The 14,750-nt window shown below is 73.6% G+C and carries 18 protein-coding genes; 2 read left to right on the forward strand and 16 right to left on the reverse strand.

Going from position 1 to position 14,750, the window contains the following annotated elements; genetic code table 11:
- A partial coding sequence (locus JGS39_RS30410; protein WP_443742931.1) for a THUMP-like domain-containing protein occupies nucleotides 1-423 on the forward strand: 423 nt, incomplete at its 5' end.
- Between the two features lie 17 nt (nucleotides 424-440).
- On the opposite strand, the gene JGS39_RS30415 is transcribed toward JGS39_RS30410, so the two are convergent.
- The 8 genes from JGS39_RS30415 to tsaB form a co-directional block, all read right to left on the reverse strand.
- Complete coding sequence (locus tag JGS39_RS30415) at nucleotides 441-1,106, reverse strand: hypothetical protein (RefSeq protein WP_219572918.1); 666 nt, start codon at nucleotides 1,104-1,106, stop codon at nucleotides 441-443.
- 52 nt (nucleotides 1,107-1,158) lie between these two features.
- Entirely contained in the window at nucleotides 1,159-1,629 is a 471-nt protein-coding gene (locus tag JGS39_RS30420; RefSeq protein WP_219572919.1) for a VOC family protein, read from the reverse strand.
- 63 nt (nucleotides 1,630-1,692) lie between these two features.
- Nucleotides 1,693-2,943, reverse strand: a complete 1,251-nt coding sequence (locus JGS39_RS30425) for an RNA polymerase sigma factor (RefSeq protein WP_219572920.1) — start codon at nucleotides 2,941-2,943, stop codon at nucleotides 1,693-1,695.
- A 51-nt stretch (nucleotides 2,944-2,994) separates the two neighbouring features.
- On the reverse strand, nucleotides 2,995-3,357 hold the full coding sequence (locus JGS39_RS30430; RefSeq protein WP_219572921.1) for a YciI family protein: 363 nt from the start codon (nucleotides 3,355-3,357) through the stop codon (nucleotides 2,995-2,997).
- 416 nt (nucleotides 3,358-3,773) lie between these two features.
- On the reverse strand, nucleotides 3,774-4,058 hold the full coding sequence (locus JGS39_RS30435) for a hypothetical protein (protein ID WP_219572922.1): 285 nt from the start codon (nucleotides 4,056-4,058) through the stop codon (nucleotides 3,774-3,776).
- A complete protein-coding gene (tsaD, locus tag JGS39_RS30440) occupies nucleotides 4,055-5,158 on the reverse strand; it encodes a tRNA (adenosine(37)-N6)-threonylcarbamoyltransferase complex transferase subunit TsaD (protein ID WP_219572923.1) in 1,104 nt (367 codons plus the stop codon). Before tsaD ends, JGS39_RS30435 begins: the two co-directional genes overlap by 4 nt.
- A complete protein-coding gene (gene rimI / locus JGS39_RS30445) occupies nucleotides 5,158-5,649 on the reverse strand; it encodes a ribosomal protein S18-alanine N-acetyltransferase (RefSeq protein WP_219572924.1) in 492 nt (163 codons plus the stop codon). The genes tsaD and rimI overlap by 1 nt, the downstream gene beginning before the upstream one ends.
- Entirely contained in the window at nucleotides 5,646-6,293 is a 648-nt protein-coding gene (tsaB, locus tag JGS39_RS30450; RefSeq protein ID WP_219572933.1) for a tRNA (adenosine(37)-N6)-threonylcarbamoyltransferase complex dimerization subunit type 1 TsaB, read from the reverse strand. The genes rimI and tsaB overlap by 4 nt, the downstream gene beginning before the upstream one ends.
- Nucleotides 6,294-6,493: 200 nt before the next feature.
- Between tsaB and JGS39_RS30455 the strand changes: the two genes are divergently transcribed.
- Nucleotides 6,494-7,033, forward strand: a complete 540-nt coding sequence (locus JGS39_RS30455; protein WP_219572934.1) for a hypothetical protein — start codon at nucleotides 6,494-6,496, stop codon at nucleotides 7,031-7,033.
- A gap of 43 nt (nucleotides 7,034-7,076) precedes the next feature.
- Here JGS39_RS30455 and JGS39_RS30460 read toward each other — a convergent pair whose 3' ends face one another.
- The 8 genes from JGS39_RS30460 to glmS all read right to left on the reverse strand — a co-directional run.
- Nucleotides 7,077-7,247 carry a hypothetical protein gene (locus JGS39_RS30460; protein WP_219572925.1) on the reverse strand — a complete coding sequence of 57 codons (171 nt, stop codon included), beginning with the start codon at nucleotides 7,245-7,247 and terminating at the stop codon, nucleotides 7,077-7,079.
- Between the two features lie 140 nt (nucleotides 7,248-7,387).
- On the reverse strand, nucleotides 7,388-7,948 hold the full coding sequence (gene tsaE, locus JGS39_RS30465) for a tRNA (adenosine(37)-N6)-threonylcarbamoyltransferase complex ATPase subunit type 1 TsaE (protein WP_219572926.1): 561 nt from the start codon (nucleotides 7,946-7,948) through the stop codon (nucleotides 7,388-7,390).
- A gap of 81 nt (nucleotides 7,949-8,029) precedes the next feature.
- Complete coding sequence (locus JGS39_RS30470; RefSeq protein ID WP_219572927.1) at nucleotides 8,030-9,238, reverse strand: alpha/beta fold hydrolase; 1,209 nt, start codon at nucleotides 9,236-9,238, stop codon at nucleotides 8,030-8,032.
- A gap of 126 nt (nucleotides 9,239-9,364) precedes the next feature.
- Nucleotides 9,365-10,534 (reverse strand): alanine racemase, encoded by a 1,170-nt coding sequence (alr, locus tag JGS39_RS30475; protein WP_219572928.1) that lies wholly within the window; start codon nucleotides 10,532-10,534, stop codon nucleotides 9,365-9,367.
- An 82-nt stretch (nucleotides 10,535-10,616) separates the two neighbouring features.
- Complete coding sequence (locus JGS39_RS30480) at nucleotides 10,617-11,003, reverse strand: DUF488 domain-containing protein (RefSeq protein WP_308120796.1); 387 nt, start codon at nucleotides 11,001-11,003, stop codon at nucleotides 10,617-10,619.
- Between the two features lie 31 nt (nucleotides 11,004-11,034).
- Entirely contained in the window at nucleotides 11,035-12,501 is a 1,467-nt protein-coding gene (locus JGS39_RS30485) for an NAD(P)H-hydrate dehydratase (RefSeq protein ID WP_219572930.1), read from the reverse strand.
- Between the two features lie 41 nt (nucleotides 12,502-12,542).
- Complete coding sequence (locus JGS39_RS30490; RefSeq protein WP_219572931.1) at nucleotides 12,543-12,911, reverse strand: holo-ACP synthase; 369 nt, start codon at nucleotides 12,909-12,911, stop codon at nucleotides 12,543-12,545.
- Between the two features lie 28 nt (nucleotides 12,912-12,939).
- Nucleotides 12,940-14,750, reverse strand: a 1,811-nt coding sequence (gene glmS / locus JGS39_RS30495) for a glutamine--fructose-6-phosphate transaminase (isomerizing) (RefSeq protein WP_219572932.1), incomplete at its 5' end; no start/stop codon positions are given.

Here is a 14,750-nt window from a genome sequence, read left to right on the forward strand (position 1 = left end):
GCTCGTACAGATAGCGCCCCGCCGGTCGGCCCGGTGGGGCGCTATCTGTACGAGCCGGACGGTGCGGTGATCCGGGCTCATCTGGTGGCCGGGATCGTGGAGCGGTGCCACGGCCGGCTGTTCGACGAGATGATCGCGTACGTCACGAGCGACGAGCTGTACGACTCCCCGTACACCGCGGGCTACGAGATCACCGATCAGCTGCCCTTCAACACGAAGCGGCTCAAAGCGCTCCTGCGGGAGCGGGAGGTCGGCGTCCTCACGGTCAAGAAGCGTGGTTCGGGCGTCGAACCGGAGGAACTGCGGCGGAAGATGAAGCTCCAGGGCCCGAACGCGGCCACGGTCTTCCTGACCCGGGTCGCCAACGTACCGACGATGCTGATCGGCCGTCCCGTGACCGGTCCGGAGGCCGCCCTGCGCTGACGGCGGCCGGGCCGGCTTCAGCGGTGGGCGCCGCCCCGCACGGAGACCAGCGGCTCGGGGGCGGCTGCGCCGAGCAGGGTCCGCAGGACCCAACGCCGGTGCCAGAACGCCTTGGTGATGCCGATGAGGCCGATGATCCAGCCGATGAACCCGAGGCCCATGATCAGGGCCATCAGGCCGTAGGTGTCATCGCCCCGGACGGCGCCGGCCGGCACCACGAAGCAGGCGTACAGCCCGCAGGCGCAGAGGACGAAGGAGCCGAGGAGCCACACCAGGCTCACCCCCGGCAGCCGGTACGCGGTGTCGCTCGCGGGATCACGGTCAAGGGCGCCCCACTGCGCGAGGAGTCGGCGCAGCCGCCGGTCCCGGCGCAGGCCGATGACGACGAGGACGACGGCCGGCACCAGGCAACAGGCGCCCAGCGCCAGCATGATGACGCCGAAGAAGGCGCTGAAGACGTCGTACGACTGCTCGAAGGTGACGATGGCGGTGCCGATCAGCGCCCAGCCGAGCGCGCCGACCGCTCCCCACATCCACAGCAGTCCGAGCCGGCCGGGGCCGAGGTGCATCTTCACCAGCGCGCCCAGGATGTGGGCCCGGTCGGCGAGCAGCGCTCCCCGGTCGGGCCAGGTGCGTATCTCCACGGGCGGAGGGGGCGGCGGCAGCGCGGGGCGAGCGGACATGGGCCAGACCCTATCGAGCGCGGGTGCCGCCCCGCGTCCGGGTGATCGCACGTCAGGCGTTGCGCAGGGCCTCGATGTCGAGGCGCTTCATGCCGAGCATCGCCTTCATGGCGCGGGCCGCCTTGTCCGGGTCCGGGTCGGTCAGGGCATCGCCGAGACCGGGCGGGAGGATCTGCCAGGAGACGCCGAACCTGTCCTTGAGCCAGCCGCACTGGCTCTCCTGGCCGCCGTCCGCGGTGAGCGCGTCCCACAGCCGGTCCGCCTCCTCCTGTGACCCGCACTCCACGGAGAGGGAGACGGCCTCGCTGAAGGAGAACTCGGGGCCGCCGTCGAACGCGATGTACTCGGCGCCGTCCAGTTGGAAGCGGACCGTCATCACGGCTCCCTCCTCGCCCGGCGACGCGGCCGTCCAGCGGGTCACGTCCAGGACGCGCGAGTCGCCGCCGATGACGGAGATGTAGTGGTCCGCCGCCTCCTCGGCCTGGTTTTTGTCGAACCACAGGAACGTGGTGACCTTCTGCATGGTCTTCTCCTCACGCGGTGGTACCGGTTGCCGTGCAAGGTAGACCGGTGGCGGGCCCGGAACTCATCGGCCGGCCCGGTCCAGGAGCAGGGCCCGTTCCCGCTCGTTGCGGGTGAGCTCCGCCGCCCGTACGAACTCGGCGCGCGCCTCGTCCGTACGCCCCATCCGCTCCAGCAGATCCCCGCGGACGCTCGGCAGCAAGTGGTACGCCTTGAGCGCGGGGTCGGCGGCCAGCGCGTCGACCAGGGCGAGAGCGGCGGCCGGGCCCTCTGCCATGGAGACGGCGACGGCGCGGTTGAGCTCGACGACGGGGGACGGGGTCAGGGCGGCGAGCCGGTCGTACAGCGCGGCGATGGCGGCCCAGTCGGTGTCGTCGTAGCGCGCCGCCCGGGCATGGCAGGCGGCGATGGCCGCCTGGAGGGCGTACGGGCCCATGGCCTGCCCCGTCTCCGCGGCCGTTTCGCTCGCCCGGAGCAGGGCCGCGTAGCCGCGGCGGATCAGCAGCCGGTCCCAGCGGGCCCGGTTCTGGCCGGCGAGCAGCACCGGCGCACCGTCCGGCCCGGTCCTGGCGGCGGTGCGCGAGGCCTGGAGCTCCAGCAGGGCGGCCAGCCCGTGCACCTCGGCCTCGCCCGGCATCAGCCCGGCCAGCACCCGGGCCAGCCGCAGCGCGTCCTCGCAGAGGCCGGGGCGCAGCCAGTCGTCGCCGGCGGTCGCGGCGTAGCCCTCGTTGAACACCAGGTAGATGACTTCGAGCACCGATCCGAGCCGGGCGGCGCGCTCGGGTCCGTACGGCACCTCGAAGGGGACTCCGGCCCGGCCGAGAGCCCGTTTGGCGCGGACGATCCGCTGGGCGACGGCCGGCTCCGTGGTGAGGAAGGCGCGGGCGATCTCGCCGGTGGTGAGGCCGCCGAGGAGGCGCAGGGTCAGTGCGATCCGGGCGTCGGTGGAGAGCACCGGGTGGCAGGAGGTGAAGATCAGCCGCAGCAGGTCGTCGTCGATCCGGTCCGGGTCCGCGGCACCCGGGTCCGGTTCGCCGGAGACGGTCTCCAGGTCCCGGCCCATCCCGGCCAGCTTGCGGGCGTACGTCTCGCGGCGGCGTACGAGGTCGATGGCGCGGTGCTTGGCCGTGGCCATGAGCCAGGCTCCCGGGTTGTCCGGGACGCCCGACTCCGGCCACTGCTCCAGCGCGGCGACCAGGGCGTCCTGCGCCAGTTCCTCGGCGATGCCCACGTCCCGGACGATCCGGGCGACACCGGCGATGATCCGCGCGGACTCGATCCTGAATACCGCCTCAACCGCGCTCGCTGCCGTCACGGCCACCCATCAGAGCAGCCGTCCGGGACGCGGGCAAGCGCGGCCGGCCGGTCAGCCGGTCGCTTCGTCGATGGCCCGGACCTCGGAGGTGACGCTCCAGCTCTCCGGGTGGCACAGCAGGAACCGCTTGGTCCACTCCAGCGCTTCGTCCTTGTCCTTGCACTGGAGGATGGCGTACCCGCCGACGACCTCCTTGGTCTCGGTGAAGGGCCCGTCGGTGCAGCTGAGCTTTCCGCCGGCCCAGTGGACCCGGGTGCCCTGGGCGGTCGGGGTGAGGCCGGCCGTCTCCAGCATCACGCCCGCCTTGCTGATCTCCTCGAACAGGGCGCCCATGCGCTTCTCGAAGTCGGGGTCGGGCTCGAACCCGGCGGCGGCCTGCTCGTCGATGCGGATGAGTGACATGAAGCGCGGCATGGTGGCTCCTCGGTCGGGAGGGCGGGGACCTCTTCCCCGCCTCTCACCCCTGCGTCGAACGGGAGACAGCCGGATCGACACTCCCCCCGGAATTCTTCAAAGAAATGTCCGGATCGGCCACCGGGCCCGTTCCGGGAGTGGTCGCTGCCACGGATCCGGGAGCGGTCGCTGCCACGGTTTCCCGCTCGCGCGGAAGCAGGACCAGCGCGGCGACGGCCCCCGCCGCGAGCAGTCCGGCGGCGGCCCAGAACGCCGTCGCGTATCCGGAGACCGGGCCGGGCGGTTCGAGCCCCGCCCACTCCCCGAGACGGTCACCGAGGACGACGCGGCCCTGCTGCCCCGCCTCACCGCGATCAGGGACGACTGGCGGGCGTACGCCGCCGACTACGAGGTGGAGGCGGAGCTCGACGCGATCATCACCGGTCTGCCGGCCCGAGGGACTCGAACCGCCAGCGGTGCACCGGCCGGGTGATGGCCGCCGCGTCCGGTTCGGGCAGCTCCGGCAGGTCGTCGCCGTAGGCGCCCTCCCACCACGTGATGACCAGGACGCGGTCCTGCGGGGCGCGCAGCAGCTCGCTGCGCAGCGGGGGGCGCGCCAGCTCGCCGGCGCGGGCGCGGGCCCATTCCAGCAGTTCCGCGCCCCTGCCCTCGGTGGCCCGGGCCTCCCACATCAGCGCGACGGTGGTGCCGTTCCCGCTCATGAGTACAGGTTGTCCTTGCTGATCTCGTGCACATGGTCGTGCGTGTGGCTGTGCCCGGCGCCCGGCACATGGGTCTCGGTGACCGGCAGCGAGGAGTCGGCCGAGAGCTCCAGGTCGGAGGCGGGCCGGTTGCGGGCCACCATCTCCGCGCCCAGCGCGGCGACCATGGCCCCGTTGTCGGTGCACAGTCCGGGGCGCGGCACGCGCAGCCGGATGCCGGCCCGTTCGCACCGCTCCTGGGCGAGCGCCCGCAGCCGCGAGTTGGCCGCGACGCCGCCGCCGATCATCAGGTGGTCGACGCCCTCGTCCTTGCAGGCCCGGACGGCCTTTCGGGTGAGCACGTCCACCACGGCCTCCTGGAAGGACGCCGCCACGTCCCTTACCGGCACCTCCTCGCCCGCGGCGCGCTTCGCCTCGATCCAGCGGGCGACGGAGGTCTTCAGGCCGGAGAAGGAGAAGTCGTACGCGGGGTCGCGCGAGCCGCTCAGCCCGCGCGGGAAGGCGATGGCCTTCGGGTCGCCCTCCCGCGCGAGACGGTCGATGACCGGGCCGCCGGGGAAGCCGAGCTGCAGCACCCGGGCGATCTTGTCGAAGGCCTCGCCGGCCGCGTCGTCGATGGTCGCGCCGAGCGGCCGCACGTCGTTGGTGATGTCGGGGGCGAGCAGCAGCGAGGAGTGGCCGCCGCTGACCAGGAGCGCCATCGTCGGCTCGGGGAGCGGGCCGTGCTCCAGCTGGTCGACGCAGATGTGCGAGGCCAGGTGGTTCACGCCGTACAGCGGCTTGTTCAGCGCGTACGCGTACGCCTTCGCCGCCGAGACGCCGACGAGCAGGGCGCCGGCGAGTCCGGGCCCGGCGGTGACGGAGATGCCGTCGAGGTCGCGGCCGGTGACCCCGGCCTCCTTCAGGGCGCGCTCGATCGTGGGAACCATCGCCTCCAGATGCGCGCGGGAGGCGATCTCGGGGACGACGCCGCCGAAGCGGGCGTGTGTGTCGACGCTGGACGCGACGGCGTCGGCGAGCAGCGTCGTCCCGCGGACGATGCCCACGCCGGTCTCGTCGCAGGAGGTCTCGATGCCGAGTACGAGCGGTTCGTCAGCCATCAGTCAGTCTCGTTTTCTTGTACGTGGAGGCGCATGACGAGTGCGTCGATGTTGCCCGGCTGGTAGTAGCCGCGGCGGAAACCGATCGGTTCGAAGCCGAAGCGTTCGTACAGCTTCTGCGCCCGGGTGTTGTCGACGCGGACCTCCAGCAGCACCTCGGCGCACTCGAAGGCCGTGGCGTGCTTCAGCAGGTCGGTCAGGAGCTCGGAGCCGAGCCCGCCGCCCCAGTGGCCGCGGGTGACCCCGATCGTCTGTACGTCGGCGAGGTCGCCGGCGGCCGCTAGGCCCGCGTATCCGACGATCCGGCCGGACACCGGGTCCTCGGCGACCACATAGCGGCGGGTGGCCCGCGGCCCGCGGGCGTGCGCCAGCTCGGACCAGAACATGCCGGCCGACCAGGCGTCGTCCGGGAACAGCTCGTGCTCCAGGTCGAGCACCGGATCGATGTCCCACCAGCGCATCTCGCGCAGCACTGCGGTCGTGGCGGTCACTTGGGGGTGACCACCTTGTAGTTCTTCGGGACCTGCGCGTCGGGCCTGCGCAGGTAGAGCGGCTGCGGCGGCAGCAGCGCCTCGCCCGCGGCGAGGCGCCCGGCGGCGAGGGACGCCATCGCACCGGCGGCGACGTGCTCGGGGCCGCGCGCGTCCGGGAACGCCTCGGGGTAGAGCACCGCGCCCGCCCCGGCGACGGGGAGGCCCGCGAGCTGCTCCGCGATGTCGGCGGGCCGGTCCACGGCGGGTTCACCGGTCCGGGTGAGGGGGTCCTCGTACCGCGCCCAGTAGACCTCCTTGCGCCGGGCGTCCGTCGCGACGGCGAACGGGCCCGCCACCCCGGCCTGCCCCGCGGCGTACGCGAGGGCGTCCAGGGTGCAGATCCCGTGCACGGGCACGGACAGCGCCGAGCCGAAGGTCGCGGCCGTCACCAGGCCGACCCGCAGTCCGGTGTACGGGCCGGGGCCGACGCCCACGACCACCTCCGTCACGGCGTCGAGTTTCACGCCGGCCTCGGCGAGGACCCGGTCGACGGCGGGCAGCAGCAGCTCCCCGTGCCTTCGGGCGTCGACCTGACCGGACTCGGCGACGACGCGGGTCCCGTCGTGCAGGGCGACGGTGACGGCGGGGGTGGCGGTATCCATAGCGAGCAAGAGCACGCAAACAGCCTACGGCTCCGCCGAGGGCGGTACGGCGCCCCGTACGGCGTCCCGGCGCGGGGGTGCTCCGGTGCTACCGTCACCGGGTATACGCGGAGTACGTGTAAACGCTTGTACGACATACGACGGTCTACGGCATACGACGGCGAAAGAGGCGCACGGTGGCTAGGGGCAGCTCGGGAATCGTGGCCGCGCTCACCGCGGCGGCCGTCGCCGCGGTCGGCTTCCTGGCCTACCAGGCATCGGCGAACGTCCCCGACGACCTGGCCGCCGCCAAGCCGAAGACGTCCAGCAGTTCACCGGCCACGGGCGGCAGCGCCAGGCCGAAGCCGAAGAAGGACCCGCTCGCCGTTCCCGCAGCCTCAGGCACGGGCATGCGCGTGGTGTACGCGCTGGGCGACCGCCGGGTATGGCTGGTGGACGCCGGGAACAAGTCGACCCGGACCTTCAAGGTGATGCCGAGCGCGGTGCAGGCCAGGCCCGGCGTCTACCAGGTGACCTCGCGCTCCGGACGCGTCACGGGTTCCGACGGGGTGCCGATCGAGCACGTGGTCCGGTTCGCGACGAACAACGACGTGGCCATCGGCTTCAGCGCCGCGCAGGACGGCTCGATGGAGAGCCCGGACCCGACGCTGAAGGCGGGTGGCGTACGGATGTCCCGCGCGGACGGCAACGCGGTGTGGACGTTCGCGACGGTGGGCGTGAAGGTCAACGTCGTCTCGTAGGGGCTGCCGGGCCCGTCCGTGAGGCCGGGCCCGTCCGTGGGCCTCAGCCGCGCTTCGGGTGCGCTCCCGCGGATTCCCGCGGCGCGGGCGCCGAGCCGCGCGGGCGTGGGCCGGGCGGGGTGGAGACGGCGGTCGCCGCCGCTCCGGCGGCGAGCAGGTCTCTCATCGACACCGCCCGCGGCGGTGTCCGCACTTCTCGCTCCGATGTCGGCATGAACGCCTCCTGGGGCTCCGGTGGAAGGCACGGTTAGGCAGACCTAACCTGCTCTCGCCCTCCATGTCACCACGCCCGCACCACCCCGCGCAACAATTTGCCGACACCATGTCGGAAACAGACCCGGGGCCGGCCGCTCCTCAGAGTCCGGCCGTGTCCCACGGGGCCCAGGACTCCGTCCGCAGCCCCGTCCACCGTGCGCCGAAGCCCACCAGCGTCACCGCGCGCCGCTCGTCGTCCGTGTCGCCGACCGCGCGGTCGATGAGCACGTGGAGCCGGTCGTCGGAGAGCTCCTCGACCTTGCCGTCGCCCCACTCGACGACGACCACCGAGTCCGGCAGCGACACGTCGAGGTCCAGGTCCTCCATCTCGTCGAGCCCGCCGCCCAGGCGGTACGCGTCGACGTGGACCAGCGCCGGGCCGCCGCCGAGCGGAGGGTGGACGCGGGCGATCACGAAGGTGGGCGACGTGACGGCGCCACGGACGCCCAGGCCCTCGCCGAGCCCCCGGGTCAGGGTCGTCTTGCCCGCGCCGAGCTCGCCGGTGAGCATCACCAGGTCGCCGGGGCGCAGCACGCCGGAGATCCGGCGGCCCAGGGCCTGCATCTGTTCGGGGGACTCGACGGCGAGCGTCACGGTGACGGTGTCGTGCGGGGCGCCTGCGGCGGGCTCGGCCGCCGGGCTGCTGTGCGGTGCTTCCATGCCCGCCAACGTTAGAGGATCTCCGGTACGTACCCGGCCCTCACCCGCGCGCCGCGCAGGACTCCGGCACGGCGCCCGCCCTCACCCGCGCGCCTCGGACGACTCCGGCACGGCGCCCGCCCTCACCAGCAGGTCCGCCAGGCGGTCCGTCACCGTCTCCGGGTGCTCCAGCATCACCAGGTGACCGGCGTCCGGGACGATGACCAGCTCCGCGTCGGGCAGCCGGTCCGCGATCGCCTCGCTGTGCGAGCTGGGCGTCACCAGGTCCTTGTCGCCCGCCAGGATCAGCACCGGGAGGTCCCGGAACAGCGGCAGCGCCTTGCTCTTGTCGTGCGCGATGAAGGCGGGGTAGAACTCAGCGACGACGTCGATCGGCGTGGACTCGATGAGCCGCTCGGCGAACCGCTCGACCGCCGGGTCCACGTCCCGCGAGCCGAACGAGTACCGCTTGATCAGCCCGGCGAACAGATCCGCGGTCGCCCGCCTCCCCCGCTCCACCAGCTCCGCCTGCGAGCCGAGCGCCTTCAGCACGCCGGGCAGCACCCGCCGCACCGCGTTCACGCCCGCCACCGGCAGCCCGAAACTGACCTCGCCGAGCTTCCCGCTCGACGTGCCCACGAAGGCCACGGCGGCGACCCGGTCGCGCATGAGTGCCGGGTACTGGTCGGCGAACTCCATGATCGTCATGCCGCCCATGGAGTGCCCGACCAGCACCAGGGGCCCCTCGGGGGCGGCCGCGTCGATCACGGCCTTGAGGTCGCGTCCGAGCTGGTCGAAGCGGAGGTGCACGCCCTGTGCCTGCGCCCGGCCGCGCTCGGAGCGGCCGTGGCTGCGCTGGTCCCAGTGGACGGTGCGTACGAGCCCGCGCAGGGCCGCGCGCTGGAAGTGCCAGGAGTCCTGGCTGAGGCAGTAGCCGTGGCTGAAGACGACGGTCACCGGGGCAGGCGCCTTGTGCCCGAAGAGCCGGCGCCGGCGCGGTCCGGGGGGCGTACCGCCCGTCGACTTGCCGCTGCCCGGGTCGACCTCGTCGATCTCGTAGTACAGCTCGGTGCCGTCGTCGGCCGTCGCCCGGCCCGGCAGCCCGCGCAGCGAGCCGTACGGTCCGGTGGCGTCCAGCGCCAGCCTGGCCCGCTTGCGCATGCCGCGGCCGACAGTCAGCCGCTCGACCGCGACCCCGGCCGCCGCGCCCGCGGCGATCACACCTATGGCGGCCCCGGCGATCCCCGCCCGGCGCCAGCCGGCCGCCGAAGCGGCCGTCGCCACCGCGTCCCCCGCGCTGATCTCGCTCACCGTGCCGCGCTCCTCGTCGGTCGTGTCGTGTCCGTCGGGTCGGTCAGGGCCGCCCGAGGTCCTGCGTTCTCGTCCGGCCGGCTCGGGACCTGTTCAGATCGTGCCTGGTCAGGGGCGCTTTTCCGGTCAGGACCCGGCCGAGGGGCCCTCCGGCGTTTCGTCGTCCCGGTAGACGCGCGGCACCCGGCCGCCGATCCGGGTGACGATCTCGTACGCGATCGTGTCCGCCGCCCGCGCCCAGTCCTCGGCGCTCGGCTCGCCCCGGTCCCCCGGGCCGAACAGCACGGCGTCGCTGCCCACCGCCGGCTCGTCCCCGTCGAGGTCGACGACGAACTGGTCCATGGCGACCCGGCCCGCGACCGTCCGCCGGACACCGCCGACCAGCACCGGGCCGCGGCCCGACGCGTGGCGCGGAACGCCGTCCGCGTACCCGAGCGGCACCAGGCCGAGCGTGGTCTCCGCGGACGTCGTGTAGTGGTGCCCGTAACTGATGCCGTGGCCGGCCGGGACCCGCTTGACCAGGGCGACCGAGGCGGCCAGCGTCATCACGGGGCGCAGCCCGAAGTCGGCCGGGGTGCCCAGTTCGGGGCTGGGCGAGATGCCGTACATGGCGATCCCGGTCCGCACCAGGTCGAAGTGCGACGCGGGGACCGTCAGCGTCGCCGGGGAGTTCGCGATGTGCCGCACCTCGGGCTCGACGCCGGCCTTCTCCGCGTACGCCACCATGTCGCGGAAGGTGTCCAGCTGAGCGGTGATCGAGGGGTGCCCGGGCTCGTCGGCGCAGGCGAAGTGGGACCAGAGGCCGGTGATGCGGACGGTGCCGGCCTGCTCCGCCGTGCGGGCGGCGCCGACCAGTTCGGCCCAGTCGGCGGGCTGGCAGCCGTTGCGGCCGAGGCCCGTGTCGGCCTTGAGCTGGATACGGGCGGGCCGGCCCGCCTCCGTCGCCGCGGCGGTGACCTCGTCCAGCGCCCACATACCGCTCACCGACACATCGATGTCGGCCTCGATCGCCTCGCGCCAGGGCCCGCCCGGCGTCCAGAGCCAGCACATCACCCGGCCGCCGAGGCCGGCCGCGCGCAGGGCGAGCGCCTCGTGCGGGGTGGCGGTGCCCAGCCAGGTGGCGCCGGCTTCGAGTGCGGCGCGGGCGCAGCGCTCCGCCCCGTGCCCGTAGGCGTCGGATTTCACCACGGCCATGAGTTGCGCACCGGCCGCCCGGGCACGCAGAACGCGCACGTTGGCGCGGAGTGCGGCGAGGTCGATCTCGGCACGGGCTCTCAAGGACGCTGTCTCGTTCATCGCGCCCAGTGTCTCACTGGCGCGCGGCAGGGCCCCCGGGAGTCGGCCGCGCCAGGGCGCGGCACGCCGGTCGGCACGCACGTCAGCGGCGGTTCAGCTCGTGTTCCACATGGTCGACGAGGACCGGCACATGGCTGTGCGGGACATCCTTGACCGCCGTGACGAGCGTCACCGGACCGCCCTCGCGGACCAGTGCCGTCAGCTCGTCCACGGCCGCCGTGTGCACGGGGTCGGCGAGCTCGGCACGGTAGCGGTCCACGAAGGCGTCGTACCGGTTCTCGGAACGGTCCTCGTGGTACCAGGAGCGCAGTTCGTCCGACGGGGTGACGTCCTTGAGCCACTTGTCGATCGCGGCCCGGTCCTTGGAGGCGCCGCGCGGCCACAGCCGGTCGACGAGGACGCGGGTGCCGTCGCCGTCCTCCTGGGGGTCGTACACCCTGCGTACGCGCAGGTCACTGTCGGCGGTCACTGGCATCCCCTCTCGCCGCTCCCAGCATCACTCAGGCCCGTACGTCCCGCCATGCCGCCGCGATGGCCTCCGCGACGTCCTGCGCGGCGACCGGGGAGCCGTCCGACGCGTGCCGGGCGGCGAGGCCGTGGAGGTGGGCGCCGACGGAGGCGGCGTCGCGCGGGGCGAGGCCCGCGGCGAGCAGCGAACCGGTCAGCCCGGAGAGCACGTCGCCGCTGCCCGCCGTGGCCAGCCATGAGGTTCCGGTCGGGTTGACCCGCACCGGGGTGTGCGGGGCGTCGGTGGCGATCAGGGTCGTCGAGCCCTTGAGCAGGACCGTGGCGCGGAACCGGGAGGCGAGTTCGCGTACGGCGGCGAGCCGCCCCGCCTCCACCTCCTCGCGCGGTACGCCGAGCAGCGCCGCGGCCTCCCCGGCGTGCGGGGTCAGGACGGTGGGCGCGGTGCGCGCCCGTACGACGTCGGCGTCCAGCAGCCGCAGCCCGTCCGCGTCGACGAGCACCGGTACGTCCGTGGCCAGCACGTCGGAGACCGCCCGGGCGGCGTCCGTGCCGTCGCCGAGCCCCGGACCGACCACCCAGGCCTGGACGCGTCCGGCCTTCGACGGCGGGCCCGCGTGGACCAGGGTCTCCGGATGCCGCGCGATCACGGCGTCGCCGCCCGGTCCCACGTAGCGCACGGCCCCCGCCCCGCCGCGCAGCGCCCCGGAGACGGCGAGCACCGCGGCCCCCGGGTAGCGCGCCGATCCGGCGACGATGCCGACGACGCCGCGCCGGTACTTGTCGCTCTCCGCGGCGGGCACGGGCAGCAGGGCCGCGACGTCCGCGTACTGGAGCGCCTCCAGATCGGGTACGCCGGGGAGTTCGGCGCCGAGCCCGATGTCGACGAGGTGCAGGGCGCCGGCCCGTTCGGCGGCCGGGTCGACGAGCAGCCCCGGCTTGTACGCGCCGAAGGTGACGGTGGCATCGGCGCGCACGGCGGCCCCCCGCACCTCGCCGGTGTCGGCCTCGACGCCGCTCGGCAGATCGACGGCGACGACGGGCACCCCGTGCGCCGCGTAGTGCTCCACCACGGCGGCGGCGTCCGGCCGCAGTCCGCCGCGCCCGCCGATGCCGGTGATGCCGTCGACGACGAGGTCGATGTGCCCGCCCCAGTCGCGGTGCGGGGCCACCTCCCCCACGTCCATCACCCGTCCGCCCGCCGCGAGCAGTGCCGCCGTCCCGCCCTCGTGGGCCCGGCCGGGTGACACCCGCACGGCCACGACGCCCGCGCCGCGCCGGGCCAGCCTGGCCCCCGCGTACAGCGCGTCGCCGCCGTTGTCGCCGCTGCCGACGAGGAGGACGACGCGGGAGCCGTAGACGCGGCCGCCGCGCCGCAGCAGATCGGCGCAGGCGGCGGCGAGCCCGGCGGCGGCGCGCTGCATCAGCGTGCCCTCCGGGAGCCGTGCCATCAGGGCCTGTTCGGCGGCCCGTACGGTGGAGACGCTGTAGGCGGTACGCATGGGTCCAACGTACGCAGGAATCCGCGCCCCCGCCCCGGCTCTCAGCCCTCCGCGATCACCACCGCGGAGGCCACCCCGGCGTCATGGCTGAGCGACACGTGCCACTGCCGCACCCCCAGCTCGGCCGCGCGTGCGGCGACGGTGCCCCGGACCCGCAGCCGGGGCTGTCCGCTCTCCTCCACGTACACCTCGGCGTCCGTCCACAGCAGCCCGGCGGGCGCGCCGAGCGCCTTGGCGAGGGCCTCCTTGGCTGCGAAGCGGGCGGCCAGCGAGGCGATCCCGCGCCGCTCACCACCGGGGAGCAGCAACTCGCTTTCGATGAACAGGCGCTGGGCGAGGTTCGGCGTACGTTCCAGCGCCGCGTCGAACCGCTCGATCTCCGCCACATCGATCCCGACCCCGATGATCACGTACGCACCCTCACTGTTGGCTGATGGCTCACTCCACGGTGACGGACTTCGCCAGGTTGCGCGGCTGGTCCACCTCGTTGCCGCGGGCCGTCGCCAGCTCGCAGGCGAAGACCTGCAACGGCACGGTGGCGACCAGCGGCTGAAGCAGCGTAGGCGTTGCGGGGATCCGGATGAGGTGGTCGGCGTACGGGACGACCTCCTCGTCGCCCTCCTCCGCGATGACGACGGTGAGGGCGCCGCGGGCCCGGATCTCCTGGATGTTCGACACGATCTTGCCGTGCAGCACGGAGCGCCCGGCCGGTGACGGCACCACGACGACGACGGGGAGACCGTCCTCGATGAGCGCGATCGGCCCGTGCTTGAGCTCCCCGGCGGCGAACCCCTCGGCGTGCATGTACGCGAGTTCCTTGAGCTTCAACGCGCCTTCCAGGGCGACGGGGTAGCCGACGTGCCGGCCGAGGAAGAGCACGGTGTCGTGCGGGGCGAGCGACCGGGCCAGCTCCCGCACCGGCTCCATGGTCGCCAGGACCCGGTCGACGGAGCCGGAGATCTCGGAGAGCTGACGGATGACGGTCCGGATCTCGTCGCCCCACTTGGTCCCGCGGACCTGCCCCAGGTACAGGGCCACGAGGTAGCAGGCCACGAGCTGGGTGAGGAAGGCCTTGGTGGAGGCGACGGCGACCTCGGGACCGGCGTGGGTGTAGAGCACGGCGTCGGACTCGCGCGGGATGGTCGAGCCGTTGGTGTTGCAGATGGCGAGGACCTTCGCGCCCTGCTCACGGGCGTGCCGCAGCGCCATCAGGGTGTCCATCGTCTCGCCTGACTGCGAGATGGCGATGACGAGGGTGTGCGGGTCCAGGATCGGGTCGCGGTAGCGGAACTCGCTGGCGAGCTCGGTCTCGCACGGGATCCGGGTCCAGTGCTCGATGGCGTACTTGGCGATCATCCCGGCGTGGAAGGCGGTCCCGCAGGCGACGATCACCACCTTGTCGACCTCCCGGAGCTCACCCCGCGTGATCCGCACCTCGTCGAGGTGGAGGATGCCCTCCGGGTCGATCCGGCCGAGGAGGGTGTCGGTGACGGCCTTGGGCTGCTCGGCGATCTCCTTGAGCATGAAGGAGGCGTAGCCGCCCTTCTCGGCGGCGGAGGCGTCCCAGTCCACGTGGTACGCACGCACCTCGGCGGGCTCCCCGTCGAACCCGGTGACCACGACGCCCTCCCGCCGCAGCTCGACCACCTGGTCCTGGCCGAGCTCGATCGCGGAGCGGGTGTGGGCGATGAACGCGGCGACGTCGGAGGCGAGGAAGGCCTCGCCGTCGCCCACCCCGACGACGAGCGGCGAGTTCCGCCGGGCCCCGACCACGACGTCGGGCGCGTCCGCGAACACGGCGACGAGGGTGAAGGCACCTTCGAGGCGCCGGCAGACCTGCCGCATCGCCTCCGCCGGGTCCGCGCTCTGCGAGTACGCCTCGGCGAGGAGGTGGGCGACGACCTCGGTGTCGGTCTCGGAGAGGAGGTCGTGGCCGCGCCCGCCCAGCTCGGCGCGGAGTGCGGCGAAGTTCTCGATGATCCCGTTGTGGACGACGGCGACGCGTCCGGCGTTGTCGAGGTGCGGGTGGGCGTTGGTGTCGGTGGGTCCGCCGTGGGTGGCCCACCGGGTGTGCCCGATCCCGGCGCTCCCGGCCGGAAGCGGCTGCTCGACCAGCACCTTCTCCAGGTTGACGAGCTTCCCGGCCTTCTTGGCGGCGGCCAGTCCCCCGTCGGCCAGGATCGCGATCCCCGCGGAGTCGTACCCCCGGTACTCCAGCCGCTTGAGACCGGCGACGACGACGTCCTGCG

Source organism: Streptomyces poriferorum, assembly GCF_019399235.1.
Classification (GTDB): domain Bacteria; phylum Actinomycetota; class Actinomycetes; order Streptomycetales; family Streptomycetaceae; genus Streptomyces; species Streptomyces poriferorum.